19 protein-coding genes are annotated in these 16787 nt (G+C 70.6%); 11 read left to right on the top strand and 8 right to left on the bottom strand.

Going from position 1 to position 16787, the window contains the following annotated elements; translation table 11 throughout:
- Positions 1-54 precede the first annotated feature (54 nt).
- Positions 55-1167: a DUF6183 family protein gene (locus ABH940_RS06150; protein WP_370104597.1), complete on the top strand. Its 1113-nt coding sequence runs from the start codon at positions 55-57 to the stop codon at positions 1165-1167.
- A gap of 189 nt (positions 1168-1356) precedes the next feature.
- Here ABH940_RS06150 and ABH940_RS06145 read toward each other — a convergent pair whose 3' ends face one another.
- Positions 1357-2082, bottom strand: coding sequence for a GntR family transcriptional regulator (locus ABH940_RS06145; protein ID WP_370104595.1), 726 nt, complete (start codon positions 2080-2082; stop codon positions 1357-1359).
- Between the two features lie 727 nt (positions 2083-2809).
- Between ABH940_RS06145 and ABH940_RS06140 the strand changes: the two genes are divergently transcribed.
- Genes ABH940_RS06140 through ABH940_RS06130 form a run of 3 tightly spaced genes read left to right on the top strand, consistent with a single transcriptional unit; the run spans position 2810 to position 4881 of the window.
- The gene (locus ABH940_RS06140) at positions 2810-3442 is read left to right on the top strand and encodes a TetR/AcrR family transcriptional regulator (protein ID WP_370104593.1); all 633 of its coding nucleotides are present in this window, start codon (positions 2810-2812) and stop codon (positions 3440-3442) included.
- A 3-nt stretch (positions 3443-3445) separates the two neighbouring features.
- Positions 3446-4222 (top strand): alpha/beta fold hydrolase, encoded by a 777-nt coding sequence (locus ABH940_RS06135; protein WP_370066906.1) that lies wholly within the window; start codon positions 3446-3448, stop codon positions 4220-4222.
- On the top strand, positions 4219-4881 hold the full coding sequence (locus ABH940_RS06130; protein WP_370066908.1) for a carboxymuconolactone decarboxylase family protein: 663 nt from the start codon (positions 4219-4221) through the stop codon (positions 4879-4881). Before ABH940_RS06135 ends, ABH940_RS06130 begins: the two co-directional genes overlap by 4 nt.
- Positions 4882-4989: 108 nt before the next feature.
- Here ABH940_RS06130 and ABH940_RS06125 read toward each other — a convergent pair whose 3' ends face one another.
- The 3 genes from ABH940_RS06125 to ABH940_RS06115 form a co-directional block, all read right to left on the bottom strand.
- Positions 4990-5556, bottom strand: a complete 567-nt coding sequence (locus ABH940_RS06125; protein ID WP_370066910.1) for a Clp protease N-terminal domain-containing protein — start codon at positions 5554-5556, stop codon at positions 4990-4992.
- A gap of 2 nt (positions 5557-5558) precedes the next feature.
- Entirely contained in the window at positions 5559-5795 is a 237-nt protein-coding gene (locus tag ABH940_RS06120) for an RNA polymerase subunit sigma-70 (protein WP_370066912.1), read from the bottom strand.
- A gap of 104 nt (positions 5796-5899) precedes the next feature.
- Entirely contained in the window at positions 5900-6022 is a 123-nt protein-coding gene (locus ABH940_RS06115; RefSeq protein WP_370104591.1) for a hypothetical protein, read from the bottom strand.
- Positions 6023-6122: 100 nt separating this feature from the next.
- Between ABH940_RS06115 and ABH940_RS06110 the strand changes: the two genes are divergently transcribed.
- The 3 genes from ABH940_RS06110 to ABH940_RS06100 all read left to right on the top strand — a co-directional run bounded on the left by ABH940_RS06110 (position 6123) and on the right by ABH940_RS06100 (position 7213).
- Positions 6123-6473 carry an ArsR/SmtB family transcription factor gene (locus ABH940_RS06110; RefSeq protein ID WP_370067115.1) on the top strand — a complete coding sequence of 117 codons (351 nt, stop codon included), beginning with the start codon at positions 6123-6125 and terminating at the stop codon, positions 6471-6473.
- 121 nt (positions 6474-6594) lie between these two features.
- A complete protein-coding gene (locus ABH940_RS06105; protein ID WP_370066916.1) occupies positions 6595-6786 on the top strand; it encodes a DUF6126 family protein in 192 nt (63 codons plus the stop codon).
- Between the two features lie 37 nt (positions 6787-6823).
- Entirely contained in the window at positions 6824-7213 is a 390-nt protein-coding gene (locus ABH940_RS06100; protein ID WP_370066918.1) for an anti-sigma factor antagonist, read from the top strand.
- Between the two features lie 14 nt (positions 7214-7227).
- On the opposite strand, the gene ABH940_RS06095 is transcribed toward ABH940_RS06100, so the two are convergent.
- Entirely contained in the window at positions 7228-8175 is a 948-nt protein-coding gene (locus ABH940_RS06095) for a hypothetical protein (protein WP_370104589.1), read from the bottom strand.
- Between the two features lie 135 nt (positions 8176-8310).
- Positions 8311-8940 carry a TetR family transcriptional regulator gene (locus ABH940_RS06090; RefSeq protein WP_370104587.1) on the bottom strand — a complete coding sequence of 210 codons (630 nt, stop codon included), beginning with the start codon at positions 8938-8940 and terminating at the stop codon, positions 8311-8313.
- Positions 8941-9091: 151 nt separating this feature from the next.
- On the opposite strand from ABH940_RS06090, the gene ABH940_RS06085 reads away from it, so the two are divergent.
- The 4 genes from ABH940_RS06085 (at position 9092) to ABH940_RS06070 (ending at position 13806) form a co-directional block, all read left to right on the top strand.
- Positions 9092-10279 (top strand): acyl-CoA dehydrogenase family protein, encoded by a 1188-nt coding sequence (locus tag ABH940_RS06085; protein WP_370066924.1) that lies wholly within the window; start codon positions 9092-9094, stop codon positions 10277-10279.
- Positions 10276-11433, top strand: coding sequence for an acyl-CoA dehydrogenase family protein (locus ABH940_RS06080; protein WP_370066926.1), 1158 nt, complete (start codon positions 10276-10278; stop codon positions 11431-11433). The genes ABH940_RS06085 and ABH940_RS06080 overlap by 4 nt, the downstream gene beginning before the upstream one ends.
- A 307-nt stretch (positions 11434-11740) precedes the next feature.
- Positions 11741-12151, top strand: coding sequence for a MarR family winged helix-turn-helix transcriptional regulator (locus ABH940_RS06075; RefSeq protein WP_370067117.1), 411 nt, complete (start codon positions 11741-11743; stop codon positions 12149-12151).
- Entirely contained in the window at positions 12148-13806 is a 1659-nt protein-coding gene (locus ABH940_RS06070) for an MFS transporter (RefSeq protein ID WP_370066928.1), read from the top strand. Before ABH940_RS06075 ends, ABH940_RS06070 begins: the two co-directional genes overlap by 4 nt.
- Here the strand turns inward: ABH940_RS06070 and ABH940_RS06065 are convergent.
- Together ABH940_RS06065 and ABH940_RS06060 are read right to left on the bottom strand one after the other, a co-directional pair.
- Entirely contained in the window at positions 13720-16320 is a 2601-nt protein-coding gene (locus ABH940_RS06065; protein WP_370066930.1) for an MFS transporter, read from the bottom strand. The genes ABH940_RS06070 and ABH940_RS06065 overlap by 87 nt on opposite strands.
- A gap of 168 nt (positions 16321-16488) precedes the next feature.
- The gene (locus ABH940_RS06060) at positions 16489-16722 is read right to left on the bottom strand and encodes a hypothetical protein (protein ID WP_370066932.1); all 234 of its coding nucleotides are present in this window, start codon (positions 16720-16722) and stop codon (positions 16489-16491) included.
- Positions 16723-16787 lie beyond the last annotated feature (65 nt).

The raw sequence follows: 16787 nt of genomic DNA, 5'->3' as shown, positions 1-16787 counted from the left end.
TCACCAGAGCTGCCGATTGATCACGACCAAATACGCGCCCTAAGGTGGCAGACCGTGAAGGACACGCAGGACGATCTCCTACGCCTCGACTGGGAGGCCACTGAAAGGCGCGCCGCGCAGGGCGATGCTTCGTACATAGGCGAGTTGGGCTCGCTGCTCTCCGACCGGCACGCGGCCGCAGTAGAGCAGGTGCGTGAGTACGAGCGCGGCCTGGCTCATGTGGTGCGGGTGCTGGCTCTCACCCCCGGCCGCGAGAACGTGGTGCAACTGGTCCGGCTCCTCAACGAGCAACGCACTGGCGCCGAACACCCGGGCCTGCGGCCCCGCTTCATCGCCTCCCTCCTCGCCGAGGGCCAGTCCGTCGCCGACCTGGCGACCGTCTTCGACCGCAGCGGGCGGGACCGGCTCGACGAACTGCGCTCCTGCCTCTTCCATGAGTTGCTGCTCCGCGGCGTGGACACCGACGCGTTCCGGCAGCGGCGCTACCGGCCGCTCGGGCGGCCCGGTCCGCACAACCTGGGCTGGCTGCCGGTGCACCAGCGGGACTTCGAGCTCGGTGTGGACTTCCCAAGCCGCTCGCTACGCGGCGAGGCGGGCGGGGTGGCGATCGGTTTCCCCGCGGAGGGTCGTGCCGACCCGTCGACACCACGCACGGTGGAGCGGGCCGCACTACGCGACGTCGCCACCGCGGACGTGCACAAGGCGATCGTGTCCGCCGTGGCGGCGGGCGGCTGGGGAGGCGCCGGGGCGTGGGTCTTCCTACTGGACGATGCCGTCGAACCGCGGCGTGTGCCGACCCTGCTGCCCACCCTCCCAATGGCCTGCGTCGAGGGGCTCGGCCCAACCGGCCGCTTCGAGATCGCCGTCCGTCCGCTCAACGAGATCTGGTGCCTGCTCTTCGCGACTGCGTCGATGGGCGGCATGTACGGCTTGGCCGCGTGCGGTGCCTACGGTCGGCTGGCGGCCTGGCAGTCGATGGCGGGGCTCAGCGGTGCCCCGGCGGATGCGAGCGCGGATGAGGTGGAGCACGAAGCCCGGCGGACCACGTGGTTCCACTTCGATTGCGACGCAAGCTGGTTCCACAACGAAATCTACGACTACGGCATCGCCGCCCTCTCCCCGGACGGCCGCCGGATCGCCGTACTGGCGGGAACAGACACCGACTAGCAGGGTGCGACCGGCTGACCTCAACCGCGCGGTTCAGTTGGATGAGACGGCGACTTGGCTTCCGTGAGAAGGGACAGTAGGGCGACGACGTACAGTTGGGCGGCTTGTGCGCTCGTGTGGATCATGGAATCGGAAGCCCCGGAGCTCCGCCGAATCAGGCGGAACCCGGGGCTTCTGCATGCTCACCGCTCAGCACGGCAGGTACTCGTATCCGATGGTGAGTCGGGGCGTCAAACACGCTTCGCCGTACTCGATCACGCCGTCCTTGTCCGACCAGCGCCACGCCATGGCCAGCGTGGGCGACCCGACTTTGATCGCTAGTGCTGTGGCTTCCCGCGCGTCGGCTTCCCGTGCATGCATGTCGTCGCGCGCGTGCGTGATCGTTCGCCCCGTGGCCTCAAGCACCTTCGCTGTCAGTCCGTCGTTCCGGCCCGGTGCCGTGTTGAGCAGATCCGGCACCAGCGCGGTGAATTGAGCCGGATACCAGGTGACCGCGAACGCCGTCCGTACCTGTCCGCGTCCCGCTGTCCACTCGCGGCGCACTACCTGATCGCCGTGGTTCAGGCCGAACAACTCCGCGACGTACAGCGGCGGGACCACGAGACCGGCGAAGGTGACCCGCGACGTCTCTCCCTCCGCGAGAAGTGACTTGACCCGCTGAACCCTCTCCAGCCGGTTTGCCGGGCTGAGAGTGGCCGGTGGTGCGTCGCTGACGAACGTGCCGCGCGGGCTGGTCACGATGTAGCCCTCTACCAGCAGCGCGCCGAGTGCTCGTGTGACTGTCGCCGCCGTCGTCTGCCAGGTGCCCGCCAGTTCGCGGTTGCTCGGGAGCTTCGAGCCGGGAAGCAGCGCACCGCTGAGGATCTCCTGGCGGTAGTGCTCAGCCAGCCGGGCCGATGTTGTTGCCCTTGTCATTTCGTACCCCTCCGCATGGGTGACGTCCCGTCAAGTCTGCACTAGTGCACCGAGAACCGCTAGAAAGTGAGGTAGTGCACACCCGCAGAGTGAACTAGTGCACAAGACGGGAAGGGAGCAGGGCCAGATGAGCGCTGCCGTGTGGGGTGAGCCACCGACGAAGCCGAATGAGGCATGCGCGGAGTGCGCGCGGTTGGACGAGCAGGAACGAGCGGCTTACCTCGCCGGCGACGGGTCACGGCGGACCGACGTGCGAGTGATGGCGCGTAGGCACAGGCAGCGCGAGCACGGAGAGGCAGCATCCGGATTCATGCCCTCGCAGCTGGCGGGGCCGTTCATGCCGTGACGGCGGGAAGTTCGGGGCGGGTGACCAACGCGGTCACGTCCGCTGGCACTCGTGGATCGGGAAGCTGTCCCGGAGCTGACAGGCTGTCCGATCCGATCCGCCTGGCGGACCCCCGGGCAGCCACGGCCACTGCCTCCGGCCGATGCGATCGCCGCGGCACCGGCCACGTCGGACGCCGTCACCAGGCGCTGGTATTTGCCTGGACCACGCCTCGGATCTGGACCTTTCTACGGCGGTTCGGCGCCATCCGCCCGCGTCCCGGAACCCGGGTGTTGTGGATCGGCGGAATCTGCATTAGTTTACGTGTCGTAACGTAAAGGAGGTGGCGATGCGCCACACCGCGCACGGCCCGCTGCAGGCCGTCCGACCCCAGGCTCAGCCGTGACCGGCCCGCACACCCGAGGCCGGGGTCGGCCTCGCGAGCAGGCGTACGAGGAGCTCGTGCTCACCGCCGCCACGCAACTGCTCCTGGAAGGCGGCGTCGCCGCATGCACGGTCGAGGCGGTCAGCCGCCGCAGCGGTGTGAGCAAGCCGACGATCTACCGGCGTTGGCCGCACCGCACCGCGCTGGCGATCGAGGCCTTCGCCGCGCACATCGGCCGCCTGGTGCCGCTGGTCGAGACCGGGGACAGTGCGCACGACCTGGTCCAGGCCGTCGCCCGTTTGGCTGAGTACTACCAAGGTCGCGACGGCATCGTCTTCGCCCAGCTGGTCGCCGCCGCCGTGCTGGAGCCCGGCACCGCCGACCTGCTCAACTCCCGGTTCTTCGAGCCGCGCCGCGCGGCGCTGCGCGAGTTGTGGGAACGCGGGGTCGCGCGCGGTGAGCTCGACCCGCACGTCGAGCCCGATGCGGCGATCGATCTGCTCTTCGGCCCGGCAGCGTTCCGCCTGCTGCTCGGCCACCAGCCCGTCGACGTGGACTCCTGCGTCCACCTGGCCCGCACCGCCGTACAGGGCTTGATCCTCACGCGACCGACCACCCCGTCCCTCCCACCGAAGGCAACCGGAGGTTAGATCGTGCTTCCCATCACCGACACTCCTCAGCAGCCCCATGCGAAGCGCCCCGGTCGCACCCTCGTGGCCTCGCACTCGTTCAGTTTCGCCCGCCGCGAATGGATCGAAGCCAGCGCTCCGCTGTCGGAGCAGTTCCGGGTCGTCGCCGTGGACGCGCCCGGCCACGGCGAGGCGCGCGAGATCCCCGGCTACACGATGGGCGAGATGGCCGCCGCGTTCGCCGCCACGATCAACGAGCTCGGCCTGACCGACTACGTGCTGGTCGGCCACTCGATGACCGGCAAGGTCATGCAGATCCTCGCCAGCCGCGCGGGCGCGGAGCTGGGGCTCAGGCATCCCCCGGCGAAGCTGGTGCTGGTCACTCCCACGCCGCTCGGGCAGGAGGTCGGCGGCGAGGACCTGCCGCGCGAACTGTTCGAGAGCCGCAGGGACCGCGCTGACGCGGAGAAGTTCGTGCTGGACCGCACCGCCGTGCCGCTGACGCCGCAGGTGTTCGACCGCACCTGCGAGGACTACGCGCGGATGAACCGCAAGGCCTGGGACGCATGGCTGAACAAGGGGATCTACGAGGACTGGACCGAGCGCGCCGCGCCGATCGACGTCGAGACCCTGCTGATCGTGGCGGACCACGACCCGGTCTGGGGCACGGAGATGCAGAAGAAGCTGACGGTGCCTTACCTGTCCAACGTCACGATGGTATCGATCGACTCCGGCCACCAGGTGCCGCTGGAGGCCCCGCAGGCCCTGTCCGACCTCATCACCGCTTTCGCCGGGTCATGACCCGCGCCGCCCAGCCGTCGACCGGAGACGGAGACAGGGACGGGGACTGGGGCGGGGACGGGGACGGGGACTGGGGCGGGCGACTGCCCCTGGCCTCCCGTGGTCCGCTCACCGAGGACCAGCTCGCCGCGCAGCGGCGCATACGGGCCGAGGTGGTGCCGTGGGCCCGGGAGGCGGGGGTCGCCGTGGCCACGGCCGAGGGAGATCTGATCGGCCCGTTCAACGCGTTCGTGCACCGTCCCGCCGTCGGCATGCCCTACCTGGACTGGGTCCTCGCCGACCAGGCCCAGTCGTCCCTGGCCGCGCCCCTGCGTGAGATCGTCATCCTCACCGTCGGGGCGGTGTGGAACTGCGCGTACGAGATCTACGTCCACACCGCGATGGCCCGGCACACCGGCGTCGCGGAGCCGGTGATCGAGGCCGTCCTGGCCGGGCGATCGAGTGTCGACTTCTCGTCCACCGAGGCGGCCGTCCACCGCTTCACCGACGAACTGGCACGCACGCGGTCCGTCTGCGACGACACGTACCGCCTCGCGGTCGAGGCGGTGGGGCAGACCGGCGTCCTGGACATGGTCAACCTGATCGGCGCATACCTCGCGACTTCGGCCCTGCTCAACGCCTTCCGGGTGCCCGCGCCACCTCCGGCCGAGCCCGGCTAGTGGCTCGATCCACCGCGCGGGCCCGGTCGAGGGCGAGAGTGCGTGCGGCGGCGACGGTGTCGTCTTCGGCGAGCTGCACGGCCTGTACTTGGCCACATTGACGCTGTGTCAGGCGAGCGTGGTGCGGATGCGGTCGCGCAGGGTGGGGAGGTCGAAGCCGTGGTCGCGCACGACGCGGGCGGCCGGGGCCTGTTCGTCGCGCAGGAGGCCGAGGAGTAGGTGGCCCGGGAGGATTTCCCGGCTGCTGAGGGCGAGCGCTTCGCGGAGGGAGAGTTCGAGGGCCTTCTTGGCGTCCGGGGTGAAGGGCAGGTGACCGCCTGGGACACTCCGGCCCCCGCGCCGGCGGTCGCCCGGCCCTGCGGTCGCGCTGAGCGCGCCGACGCCGAAGACCGCCTCCACCTTCTCCCGGACGGTGTCGAGGTCGATGCCGATGGTGCCCAACGCCTCGGCGTCCAACTCCGGGCCGGTGGCGTCGTGCAGGCGCTGGACCGACTGGCGGGCGGTCGGTAGGTCGAGGCCGCCGTCGGCGAGGAGCGCCACGGACGCGTCGTCCGGCAGCCCGAGCAGGCCGAGGAGCAGGTGCTCGGAGCCCGTCATGGGGTGGCGCAGCATCCGCGCCTCCTCCTGGGCGAGGACGACGGTGCGCCGGCAGTCGGCGGTGAACCGCTCGAACATGATCAGTCTTCCTTCCTGCGGCCGAAGCGGCTGCCGCTGCCGTGCTTCTTGTGCACTGCCTGGCGGCTCACGCCGAGGCAGTCCGCGATCATCTGCCAGGTCCACCCTTGCCTCCGGGCGTTGCCGACCTGCAGGTCCTCCAGTCGCTCGGCCAGTTCGCGCAGCGCGTGCACGGCCTTCAGGCCCACAGCGGGGTCTCTGCTGCTCGCGGCGTCCGCGAGCGTCTTGGTCTCGCTCATGTCTGTCAATTTAGGTTGACGAGCAGCGGATGTCAACCAAAGTTGACACGTGCGCCCACCGACAGCGGCAGTGAGGTGAGCGTGCGGACCAACCGCGTCGGCTGTCAGGTGAGTTGGTCGCGCGGGACGGCGAGGAGCAGAGTGGGGAAGCGGGCCAGGAGCTGGGACAGCGCGATCTCCGCCTCCGCCCGGGCGAGCTGCGCGCTGAGGCAGCGGTGGGTGCCCATGTGGCGAATTGAAGATTTCTTCAATTCCTGCAATAGTGCTAGCCGCGTCGATCCCGGTCGGGACATGCGGCCAGGGCGAGGAGGACGGGAGTTGAGCGGGGTGCCGGTTCCGCTGTACCAGGCCAAGGCGGAGTTCTTCCGCATGCTCGGACACCCCGTCCGCATCCGGGTCCTGGAGCTGCTGTCGGACGGGCCGAAGCCCGTGCGTGAGCTGTTGGCGGAGATCGAGGTCGAACGCTCGAACCTGTCCCAGCAGTTGGCCGTGCTGCGCCGCTCCGGCATCGTCAGGTCCGTGCGCGAGGCCGACACCGTCGTGTACTCCCTGGCCGGTCCCGACGTGGCCGAGTTGCTGCGGGCGGCCCGCCGGATCCTCACCGAGCTGATCGCGGGTCAGCAGGACCTGCTTGCCGAGCTGCGCCAGGCCGACACCGCCGGAGCGACAGCTCGCTGACCTGACGCGACCGTCCGCGCCCCCGCGCCCCCGCGCCCGCGGCCCGCAGCCCGCGCCCCGCAGCCCCGAACCCGCCCAGCTCTTGGCTTCGCTTCCAGCTCCTAGCACCCAGGGAGACCCAGTGTCCGACCAGAACGCCCCCCTGCCTGCGTCCGGGCCGCGGCCCGAACCCGTGGACGACGGCAGCGAGGGCGGCGGGCGCCGCGCCAACAAGGGTGTGTGGTTGCGCGCGTTCATCTACGTCATCGGCTTCCACATCTTCGCCGGTCTTGTGATGCTGCTGTTCTACGTCGGCGGCATGAACCACCACTGACGCACCACTGAACACCCTCGCAAGGAGCCTCGCCCCCATGACGATCCAGTGGCACCTGAGTACCGGGCAGCATGTCGATGTCCTGCAGATCAGCGGCTTCCTCGGCGACGACGCCGTCACCCGGTTCAACGGCGCGATCGGCTGGGCCCTCGCCCGAGGCGAGCGCACGCTGCTCGTCGACTGCACCCGCCTGCAGGGCTGGTCAACCGAAGGCGCCGCCGCGGTCAGCGCCGCCGCCCGCTCCCTGGACGGCGAACGCCGCGCCCTGGAACTGGTCGCCCCACCGGTCGCCGTCGACGACATCCCGGCGTACGCGGACCTCGCTGCGGCCTTCGCCCACTACCAGGCCAACCTCGACGGCCACCTCGACGGTCAAGGCTCCGGCGCCTGGCAGAGCGTCCACTGGGACGACGGCCAGGCGAGCTGAGCCTCCAGTTCGGCTCAGGCGGTCGACACCGTCCCGGGCATGCTGCCGCGTAGGGCGGCTCTGACCAGGGCTGCACCGCGTGCGGCGGCTGCTGTGGCGAAGCTGTTGGTGGGTGGAGGCGCGGGCAGGCCTGCGCAGGTGCGGCAGATGCCGGGTCGGGGGACGGGGTCGGCGCATTGTGCGCATTCGTGCCAGCGCTGCGCGGGGACGGCTGGTTGCCGGGAAGGCGCTGGTGGGCGCTTGCGGGTGAGGCGGTTGCGGAGGAACGCGACCGGCGCGTGGACGCGTTGCGGCAGGCCCGGGAGTAGCGCGGTGGCGAGGTCGTGTTCGGTCGCGCCGTGTTCCAACCACTCCGCGACCAGTGGCGCCAGAGCAAGCGCTTCGGCTTCTCCGAGCCGTAGGCGTGGCTCCGGGCGCAGCACGCGGAAGAGCGTGGCGACTGCCACCCGGACTTCCGGCGGGACTTGCTCGGCGGGAGCGGGAGGTGTGGCGGGCTCGGCACGTTCGGGGGTTGCTGACGCCCCGTCGGCGACGGCGTCGTCGGCGGGCTCGGCCGGGAGGGAGGGGAGGGAGGGGTGGTTCTTTCCCTGGTTCTTTGATTGGCCGTCAGTCGCGCCGCTCGTCGCCGCGCCGGAGCCCGCTTTCCTGGCACTCGGCTGCGGCTGGGGCGGCTGCGGGCTGTCGTAGACGTGGGACGCGCTGATCAGCTTGCCGTCCGGCTTTCGGATCGTCTCGACCCGGTAGTACCCGAGGCGTTGGAGCTCGCGGAGCGCCTTGGCGACCGCGCCGCGTCCCTGCGGACGGGCATCGGCCATCCTGCGGCCGTCCTCACGCGTCCCGTCCGCGAGCGAGAGGAGGTAGGTCAGGACGCCCTGGGCCGTGTACGACATCCGGTGGTCCTGCAACAAGTAGTTGGGCAATGTCGAGAACGCGCGCATATGACGGTTACGATGAATGTGCATCGGAGGTCTTGCTCCTGGTGCCGGACCCCGGGGTGTTGGTAGCACCGCCGGGGTCAACTATTCGATTGGTACGCGGACGACGCTACCACGCCCAGTGACCAGCACCTACACGGACAGTGACCGAACGCACGTGCGTCAACGCGGTGAATGCGGCGAACGCGGCGAACGGGCACCGACGATCCGAAGCGCCATCGCGGCGTACTGGTCGGCGACGTCCTCCGGGCTCCACCGGCCGCCGTCGTGGTACCAGCGGGCGATGTCGATGCCCAGCGAGAGCAGGGCGACAGCGGCCATCCGCGGGTCGGGTGCGTCGAAGTCACCGGCCGCGACGCCGCGTTCGACGAGTGCGCGGATCTCGGCCTCGGTCCGGTGGCGGATCTGCTTGATCTCCGTGAGGTGCTCGTCGGTGAGCGAGTTGAGCTCGTAGTTCACGATGCGGGCGACGGTCTGTCCGCGGGCGTGGCTCGCGGCGAAGTCATGGATCACCCGGCGCAGTGCGGCGGTGGGCTCGTCGTCGGCGGGGCCGATCGCGTCCTGGACCAGTTGCAGCGTCGACTCGTGCCCCGCCTTGGAGATCAGGTAGAGCAGCTCCTCCTTGGACTTGTGGTGCACGTAGAGGGCGGCCGGGCTCATGCCTGCGGCGGCGGCGATGTCGCGCGTGGTGGTGCCCCGGAACCCCTTCTCGGCGAAAGCGGCGACGGCCGCCTCCAGCAGGCGGGCACGTGTCGCGTCGGCGCGGGGCAGGTCGGACGTGTCGGGGTTCACGCGTCGATTATCCCTGTGAGGTGGCACGAGTATCCCTGTGTGGTGGCGTGAGGCGGTTGAGCGGGGGAGTCTCTTGACGAGTGGGGGTCCTACCCAGGAGAGTGCCTAAGCAAGCGCTTAGTTACGCGCTGAGCCACGGGAAGGCGGCAGGATGAGCATCGACGAACAGGGGCTGCGGCGGCGGGTCGAGGAGTTCCTCGCCGCGCACGACCCGGAGACCACCGAGCGCCTGGAGTTTCTGCGCGCCCGCTACGACGCCGGTCTGGCGTGGGTGCACTACCCCGAGGGCCACGGCGGTCTCGGCCTGCCGCGAGCGTGGCAGCCTGCTGTGGACGCGATGTTCGACGGGGCGGGCGCGCCGGACAACAACCGGGGCGCGAACGGCATCGGCCTGGGCATGGCCGCCCCGACCATCCTCCGCTTCGGCACCGACGAGCAGAAGCAGCGCTTCCTGCGTCCGCTGTGGACGGGCGAGGAGGTGTGGTGCCAGCTGTTCAGTGAGCCCGGCGCCGGCTCGGACCTCGCCGCGCTCGGCACCCGCGCCGTGCAGGACGGCCAAGGCAGCGACTGGATCGTCAACGGCCAGAAGGTGTGGACCTCCGGCGCGCACAACGCCCGGTTCGCGATCCTGGTCGCGCGCACCGATCCGGACCTGCCCAAGCACCAGGGCATCACGTACTTCCTCTGCGACATGACCGACCCCGGTGTCGACGTCCGCCCGCTGCGGCAGATCACCGGCGAGGCCGAGTTCAACGAGGTCTTCCTCACCGACGTGCGCGTCCCGGACGCCCAGCGGCTCGGCGGGGTCGGCCAGGGCTGGGCCGTCGCCAACGCGACGCTGAGCAACGAGCGCGTCTCCATCGGCGGCAACGCGACGCGCGAGGGCGGCATGATCGGCGTCGTCGCGCAGACCTGGCGCGAGCATCCCGAGCTGCGCACGTCGGAACTGCACGACCGGTTGCTGCGGCTGTGGGTCGAGGCGGAGGTCTCCCGGTTGACCGGCCTGCGCGTCCGCCAGAAGCTGGCACAGGGTCAGCCCGGGGCGGAGGGCGCCGCGTTGAAGGTCACCTTCGCCCGGATCGCCCAGCAGCTGTCCGGCCTGGAGCTGGAGCTGCTCGGCGAGGACGGCCTGCGCTACTCGGACTGGACCATGGTCCGCCCCGACCACGTCGACTTCACCGGCCGCGACGCGGGCTACCGCTATCTGCGCGCCAAGGGCAACTCCATCGAGGGCGGCACCTCGGAGATCCTGCGCAACATCATGGCCGAGCGCGTGCTCGGTCTCCCGTCCGAGCCCCGCGTCGACAAGGACGTGCCCTGGAAGGACCTGGCCAAGTGAGCGACCCGAACCTGAAGGACCACAGCCTGCTCTACACCGAGGTCGAGGACGACCTGCGGGCCACCGTCCGCAAGCTGCTCACCGACCGCTGCGACCCGGTGGCCGTCACCGCCCTCTACGACGGGGACCGGTCGGTCGTCGACGGCCTGTGGCGGGCCCTGGCCGGTGAACTCGGCCTGGCCGGACTACTGGTGGCGGAGGAGCACGGCGGCGCGGGCGCTTCCGCGCTGGAGGCGGCCGTGGTGTTGGAGGAGCTCGGCCGGGGGGCGGCTCCGGTGCCGTTCCTGACCAGCGCGGTCATCGCCACCCTGGTCCTGCGCGACAGCGACGGCGCATTGCTCGCCGAGCTCGCGTCGGGGGAGCGGACGGCGGCGTTGGCCGTGCCGCTGTCCACCGCGCCGCACGCTGCGCTGCCTGCCGTTTCCGTTGCTGTTTCCGGCGCCGACGGCCGACTGACCGGCACGGTCACCAGCGTGGCGGGCGCGATCGAGGCGGACGTGCTGCTGGTGCTCGCCCGCGAGTCCGGTGAGTCCGGCGAGTCCGGCCAATTCGGCGACCTCGCCGTCTACGCCGTCCCGGCAGCGGACGCCACCGTCACCGTCACCCCGGTGGTCTCGCTCGACATGACCCGGCAGCTCGCCGACGTCCGCCTGGACGGCGCCGTCGGCACACGCGTCCTCGCCGACGCTGAACCGGCCGTCCGGGACGCGCTGGTGGCGGGTGCCGCGCTGCTGGCGTCCGAGCAGGTCGGCGTCGCGCAGTGGTGTCTGGAGACGACCGTCGCCTACCTGAAGGAGCGCAAGCAGTTCGGGCGCTCCGTCGGCGGTTTCCAGGCGATCAAGCACCGCCTCGCCGACCTCGCCACCGGCGTCGAGTCGGCCACGGCCGCCGCCCGCTACGCCGCCGCGACCCTGGCGGCGGGCGACGCGGACCTGGCCGTCGCGAGCAGCGTGGCCCAGGCCTACGTCAGCGACCTCGCGGTGCTGGCTGCCGAGGAGGCCGTCCAGCTGCACGGCGGCATCGGCATGACCTGGGAGCACCCGGCCCACCTCTACCTCAAGCGCGCCAAGGCCGACCAGATCGCCCTCGGCACGGCCGGTTCCCACCGCGCCCGGCTGGCCGCCCTGGTCGAACTGCCTGGCCCGCAGCAGTAGTAGTCGACATTGCGCCGACCACACGTCAGGGCCGCCCGCCTGCACGGCGGGCGGCCCGTCGCGTCATGTGAGCTCGACCCGTGCTGGGACGGTCGCCCATACGGGCCAGGATCGCCGTCAGCGCGGGCGTCCTCGCCTGGACGCTCGTCGCGCAACTCGACAAGTAACTTTGCAAAGTTACTTGTCGAGTTCTACGATGGGGTTTATGAACGGCGCTATGAACGGTTCGAAGGACGAGGAGCTCGGCGAGGACCCGCGCCGCAGCTCTGGGCGGGACGAGTCGGCGGCGGAGCGGCTTCAGCGTGCGATGAAACGCCTGCGTGCCCGGCTGCGCACCGAGTCCGGCCAGCACTCGGTGGGGCTGGCCCAGAGCCAGCTGACCGTGCTGGCGACGATCTCGAATGAGGGGCCGATCACGGCGGCCCGGCTCGCGGAGCTGGAGCATGTCACTCCCCAGTCGATCTCGCAGAGCCTGGCGGCGCTGAAGGCCGAGGGGCTGGTGCGCCAGGAGCCCGACCCGCAGGACGGTCGCAAGAAGCTGGTCAGCGCCGACCCGTCCGCAGTCGAGCTGATCGACCGTCTGATGAAGGGCCGCTCCTCGTTCCTGGAGCGGGCCATCGAGCAGATGGTGGCTCCTGAGGAGCGCGCGGATCTAGAGAAGGCCATCGAGCTGCTGGAGCGACTCGCCGTCGCGGATCCGTGGCGGGCCGGGATATGAGCGCCGAGCACGCTGTCAGCGGCGAGTCCTCGTCCTCGTCCCCCTCCTCTTCCTCTTCCTCGGCTGGGCCGAACCCCTTCCCGTGGCGCTTCACCGCCCCGCTGTACGTGGGCTCCAGCCTGAACCCGATCAACAGCGCGATCATCGCGACCGCGCTGGTCCCGATCGCCGAGGGCCTGCACGTCTCGGCGGGCAGCACCGCGGTTCTGGTCACCTCCCTGTATCTGGCCAGCGCCGTCGCGCAGCCCACCGCGGGCAAGCTGGCGGAGGTCGTGGGGCCGCGCCGGGTCTTTCTGGGCGGCATCCTGCTGGTGCTGCTCGGCGGCGTGGTCGGCGGGTTCGGGCAGAACCTGGCGACGCTGACCGTGGCCCGGGTGCTGATCGGCATCGGGACCTCGGCCGGATACCCGTCCGCGATGGTGCTGATCAGGCGTCGGTCGGCGCAGGCGGGGCTGGGGGCGCCGCCCGGGTCGGTCCTCGGCGGGCTCGCCATCGCCGGGATGGCCACCGCCGCCGTCGGCCCGCCGCTGGGCGGGTTGCTGGTGGGCGCTGCGGGGTGGCACTGGGCCTTCCTGATCAACATCCCGGTCACCGCCATCGCCTTTGCGGTGACCACCCGTTGGGTGCCGAAGGATCCGGCGCCCGAACCGGCCGAGCGCGCGCCGGGTGAGCGCGCGCCAAGTGAGCGCGCGCCGGGCGGTTTCCGGGACGTCGCCCAGCGGATCGACCTGACCGGGATCGTCGGCTTCGCCGGCTCGCTGACCGCGCTGATCATCTTCCTGATGAACCTGCCGACGGTCGACTGGATCGCCCTCGCCGCCTTCGTCGTCGTCGCGGTCCCGACGGTGCGGTGGGAACTGCGCGCCCCGGAGCCCTTCTTCGACCTGCGCGGACTTGCCGCCAACGGCCCGCTGACCCGTACCTATCTGCGCCAGGCGCTGACGTTGGTCGGCGTCTACACGGTGATGTACGGCATGACCGAGTGGATGGAGGCGGCGCACGGCTACTCCGCCATCGTTGCCGGGCTGCTCCTGCTGCCGATGGCCGGGGTGTCCGCACTGCTCGCGCGACCGCTGTCCAGCCGCAATCTGGTGCGCGGGCCGCTCGTGGTCTCGGCGGTCACCATGCTGGTCGGGTCGGCCGCGATGGTGCTGCTCACCTCGCGCAGTTCGGCGCTGGTGATCGTGCTGGTCACCCTGGTCTTCGGCGTCACCAGCGCCGCCACCACGGTAGGTAACCAGACCGCCCTCTACCTGGAGGCCTCGCCGCAGCAGATCGGCACCGCCTCGGGCCTGTTCCGCACCTTCTCCTACCTGGGGACCATCGTCTCGTCCGTGATCACCGGCCTCGTGTTCAACCACGGGGTCACCGACCACGGGCTGCACGGCCTGGGCCTGGTCCTGGTCGGCACCGGCGTCGCGGTCCTGCTGCTCACGGTCCTGGACCGGCGGCTGATGGGTCGCACCGGTAGCCGCGGCAACGACGCCGACCGGGCACTCGACCGGATGCCCGACCGGGCACTCGACGAGGCACCCGTACCGGAGCCGAGGACACCCTCGGAGCACACCTCACTCGGGCGCCGCGGGCCGGACCCTGATCGTCGAGAGCGCCACCAGGCAAGCCAGTGCGATGCACCCGAACCCCCACCACAGTGACGTGGTGCACTGCTGCACCAGTTGATCGACCACGCCGATCATTCCCTCCAGCTTGTGGTCGTTCGGGAACAGGAACCAGGGAGTGAAGAGCGCGTATCCGCCGGCCGCCCCGAGTTGCAGGGCCGTGGCGACCGTCGATGCGGCTGCTCCGACTCGATGTGGCGTGAGCCCGGCCGTGGCTGTGACGAGGAGCGGCATGAAAGCCAGCCCGACGCCGAAGCCGGTCAGCAGCAGTGCGGGCAGCACCTGGGTCGTGTAGGCGGCGGCGACAGTGAGGCGAGTGAGGAGCCACAGCCCGAGCGCCAGAGTGACCAGGCCGCAGGTGAGCAGGACCACGGGCGCGACCCGGCCCAGTAGCCGGGTGGATACCTGGACGGAGCCCACGAGCAGTGCAACGACCAGAGGCAGCAAGGCAGCCCCGGCTCGCAGCGGCCACTGGAGTTGGAACACCTGCAGGAAGTAGGTCAGCGACGCCAGGAGCACGACCAGGCCGGTGCCGGCCAGCAGGAGGACGAAGGTCGCACCGAAGAGATCGTGGCGCCTCGGGAGGCGGCGCGGGCGGTCCTTGGGCGCGAGGCCGGGCCGCGCGTCGTCGGCGTCGATCGCCGCACTGGTCCGCCGCCACAGAAAGGCGACGAACAGGCAGGCACCGATGGCGACCAGAGCCCGCGTCGCCTCGTCGCCACCTGTCGCGCCCTGGAAGAGGCCGTACGCGAGCGCGAGGAGCCCCCCGAGGCCCAGCTCAGCGCTGACGAAGTCGAAGCGGGCGGGGGCGCCGGTGCGGGCCGTTCCCGTGTTCTGGTTTTCCTGGCCGACATTGCCGCCCTTGCCGTGCTTGGCGTCCTTGTCGAGCAGGCTGAGGGCGCTGACAGCGATGACGGTGGCGATCAGGGCCACCACGAACATGGCCACCCGCCAGTTCAGGAGTTCCACGAACCAACCGCCGACGAGCAGCCCGAGCGCCGGTCCGGCTCCGAGCGTCACCGCATAGACCCCGTAGGCGCGATTGCGGGCCCTCGGCTCGGTGAACCCGGCGGTCACGGAGAGGGTGGACACGGTCACCAACGCGGCGGCAAACCCTTGCAGGGCACGGGCACTGACGATGAGTGGGAAGTCACCGGCCAGCACAGCGAGCAAGGACGCCGCGGCGAAGCCGAAAAGACCGGCGACAAGCGTCAGCCGGCGCCCGAGCCGGTCCACGGCGTGCCTAGCGAGGATCAACAGCCCGACGAAGGCGACGGTGTAGGTCAGGTCCAGCAACGACCGGTGTCTGACGGTATCCAGTCGGCGCAGGTCGCGCAGGTCGCGCAGGACCCAGGGGGTCTCCTCGATGAAGGCCCCGGCCTGCACAGCGACGAGCAACTGCGCCAGAACGGCCACGACCAGCCCCCGCCAGCGCCTGGACGCACGCGGCTCGCGCTGAGGAGAGGCTTCCTGCTCCTCCCGGCGAGGCGGGAGCGGCGGCTGCAGGACCGAGGCCGGGGCCGTCGGCGCGGACGAGAACTCCTGTGCCTGTACCGGTACCTGCTCCGGGCTGACCGGCGTCGTCGGGGTGTATGCCGGAGGTGCCTTGGGCGTTGGAGGAGGCCCGGTGCGCGGCTCGGGGGTGTAGTCCAGCAACGCCGAGGCGTGACGGGCCAGTTGCGTCAATACGGCGGTGGGGAGCCAGGCCTCGGGGTGGTTGGTGCTGGTGCGCTCGGCCAGCTCCGTCAATGTGGGTCGCTCGGAGGGGGTCTTGTGCAGGCAGGCCCGGACGAGGTCGACGAGTGTGTCCGGCACCCCGGTCAGGTCCGGTTCGTCCTCCCACACGCTGAAGATGTGGGCCTGCAGACCGCTTTCGCCGGCCCCGAAGAGGAGGCGTCCGGTGGCGGCGTAGACGAGGACCGCCCCGAGGCAGAACACGTCGCTGGCGAAGGTGAGTTCCTTGCCGCGCACTTGCTCGGGTGACATGAATCCGGGAGAGCCGATCAGCATGCCGGTGCCGGTCAGCCGGCTGTCCGCCGTTCCGGTCAGGCTGTCCAAGGCGCGGGCGATGCCGAAGTCGATGACGCGTGGGCCGTCGACCGTGACCACGACGTTGGACGGCTTGAGGTCACGATGGATCAACCCTGCCTCGTGGACGGCCTGCAGGGCGAGTGCGAGCCTGTTGGCCAGGACCAGGACCGTGTCCTCGGGCAGTGCCCCGTGCTGGTCGGAGACGATGGTGTGCAGGTCCAGCCCGGCGATGTGCTGGGTTGCCACCCAGGGGACCTCGGTCGAGTCCGCGACATCCGCGTCGAGCACGGCCGCCGTCCAACTCCCGTCCACCCTCCGGGCTGCGGCGACCTCGCGCGCGAAGCGTCTGCGGAACTCCGGATGCCGCGCGTACTCGGTCTTGACGACCTTCACGGCCACGGCCCGTCCGTTGTCGGAGTGGCGGCCCAGATACACCAGGCCCATGCCTCCGTTGCCCAGCCGGGCGATCAGTCGGTACGGGCCTATGACGGTCGGGTCTCCGGCGGTCAACGGGTCCATCTCAGCACGATAGTGCAGATTCCCAACGGAGTTGAGGCAGATCCATGGTGCAGCCCGGTCCGGCCGCCGCGATCGGCCGCCTCCGGGTGAGTGCGGTGGGCAGGACGCGCGCCAGTCGCACCGACAGCACGACGGCGCCGCCGAGCGGGCCGGGCGGGAGCTCGGCCGCTACGTCGTCGTGGACACCGTGAACGTGATCCCGTGCGTGTTGATGTTGCCCAGAGTCGCCTCGGTCTCCTTCACGCAATCCACCGGCAGCACCGCCTCCAGGAAGGTGACGCCGGTTCCCGGACGCTGGACGGGAGCGGGTGTCACGCCCGGCGCCAAATGGCGGAGGTAGAGCTCCGCCTCGGCCACCCGGCCGAACGGCACCTCGGCGACGATGTGGGTTCGAACGCTCATGGACAAGGGCCTCCTCGGATCGGCGAGCCCCTTTGTCCACGCTATGCCCTGTCGGGCGAGCGCGC

It is taken from the genome of Streptacidiphilus sp. BW17, from assembly GCF_041262485.1.
GTDB lineage: Bacteria > Actinomycetota > Actinomycetes > Streptomycetales > Streptomycetaceae > Streptacidiphilus.
The sequence above is the reverse complement of the archived record's forward strand: the minus strand, read 5'-3'. Positions and strand labels throughout refer to the sequence as shown.

Excerpts from the sequence above, each read along its gene's own strand:
- ABH940_RS06145 (WP_370104595.1), bottom strand. The coding sequence starts at position 2,082 with ATGACAAGGGCAACAACATCGGCCCGGCTGGCTGAGCACTACCGCCAG.
- ABH940_RS06130 (WP_370066908.1), top strand. The coding sequence starts at position 4,219 with ATGACCCGCGCCGCCCAGCCGTCGACCGGAGACGGAGACAGGGACGGG.
- ABH940_RS06125 (WP_370066910.1), bottom strand. The coding sequence starts at position 5,556 with ATGTTCGAGCGGTTCACCGCCGACTGCCGGCGCACCGTCGTCCTCGCC.
- ABH940_RS06120 (WP_370066912.1), bottom strand. The coding sequence starts at position 5,795 with ATGAGCGAGACCAAGACGCTCGCGGACGCCGCGAGCAGCAGAGACCCC.
- ABH940_RS06115 (WP_370104591.1), bottom strand. The coding sequence starts at position 6,022 with ATGGGCACCCACCGCTGCCTCAGCGCGCAGCTCGCCCGGGCGGAGGCG.
- ABH940_RS06100 (WP_370066918.1), top strand. The coding sequence starts at position 6,824 with ATGACGATCCAGTGGCACCTGAGTACCGGGCAGCATGTCGATGTCCTG.
- ABH940_RS06095 (WP_370104589.1), bottom strand. The coding sequence starts at position 8,175 with ATGCACATTCATCGTAACCGTCATATGCGCGCGTTCTCGACATTGCCC.
- ABH940_RS06085 (WP_370066924.1), top strand. The coding sequence starts at position 9,092 with ATGAGCATCGACGAACAGGGGCTGCGGCGGCGGGTCGAGGAGTTCCTC.
- ABH940_RS06075 (WP_370067117.1), top strand. The coding sequence starts at position 11,741 with ATGAAACGCCTGCGTGCCCGGCTGCGCACCGAGTCCGGCCAGCACTCG.
- ABH940_RS06070 (WP_370066928.1), top strand. The coding sequence starts at position 12,148 with ATGAGCGCCGAGCACGCTGTCAGCGGCGAGTCCTCGTCCTCGTCCCCC.
- ABH940_RS06065 (WP_370066930.1), bottom strand. The coding sequence starts at position 16,320 with ATGGACCCGTTGACCGCCGGAGACCCGACCGTCATAGGCCCGTACCGA.
- ABH940_RS06060 (WP_370066932.1), bottom strand. The coding sequence starts at position 16,722 with ATGAGCGTTCGAACCCACATCGTCGCCGAGGTGCCGTTCGGCCGGGTG.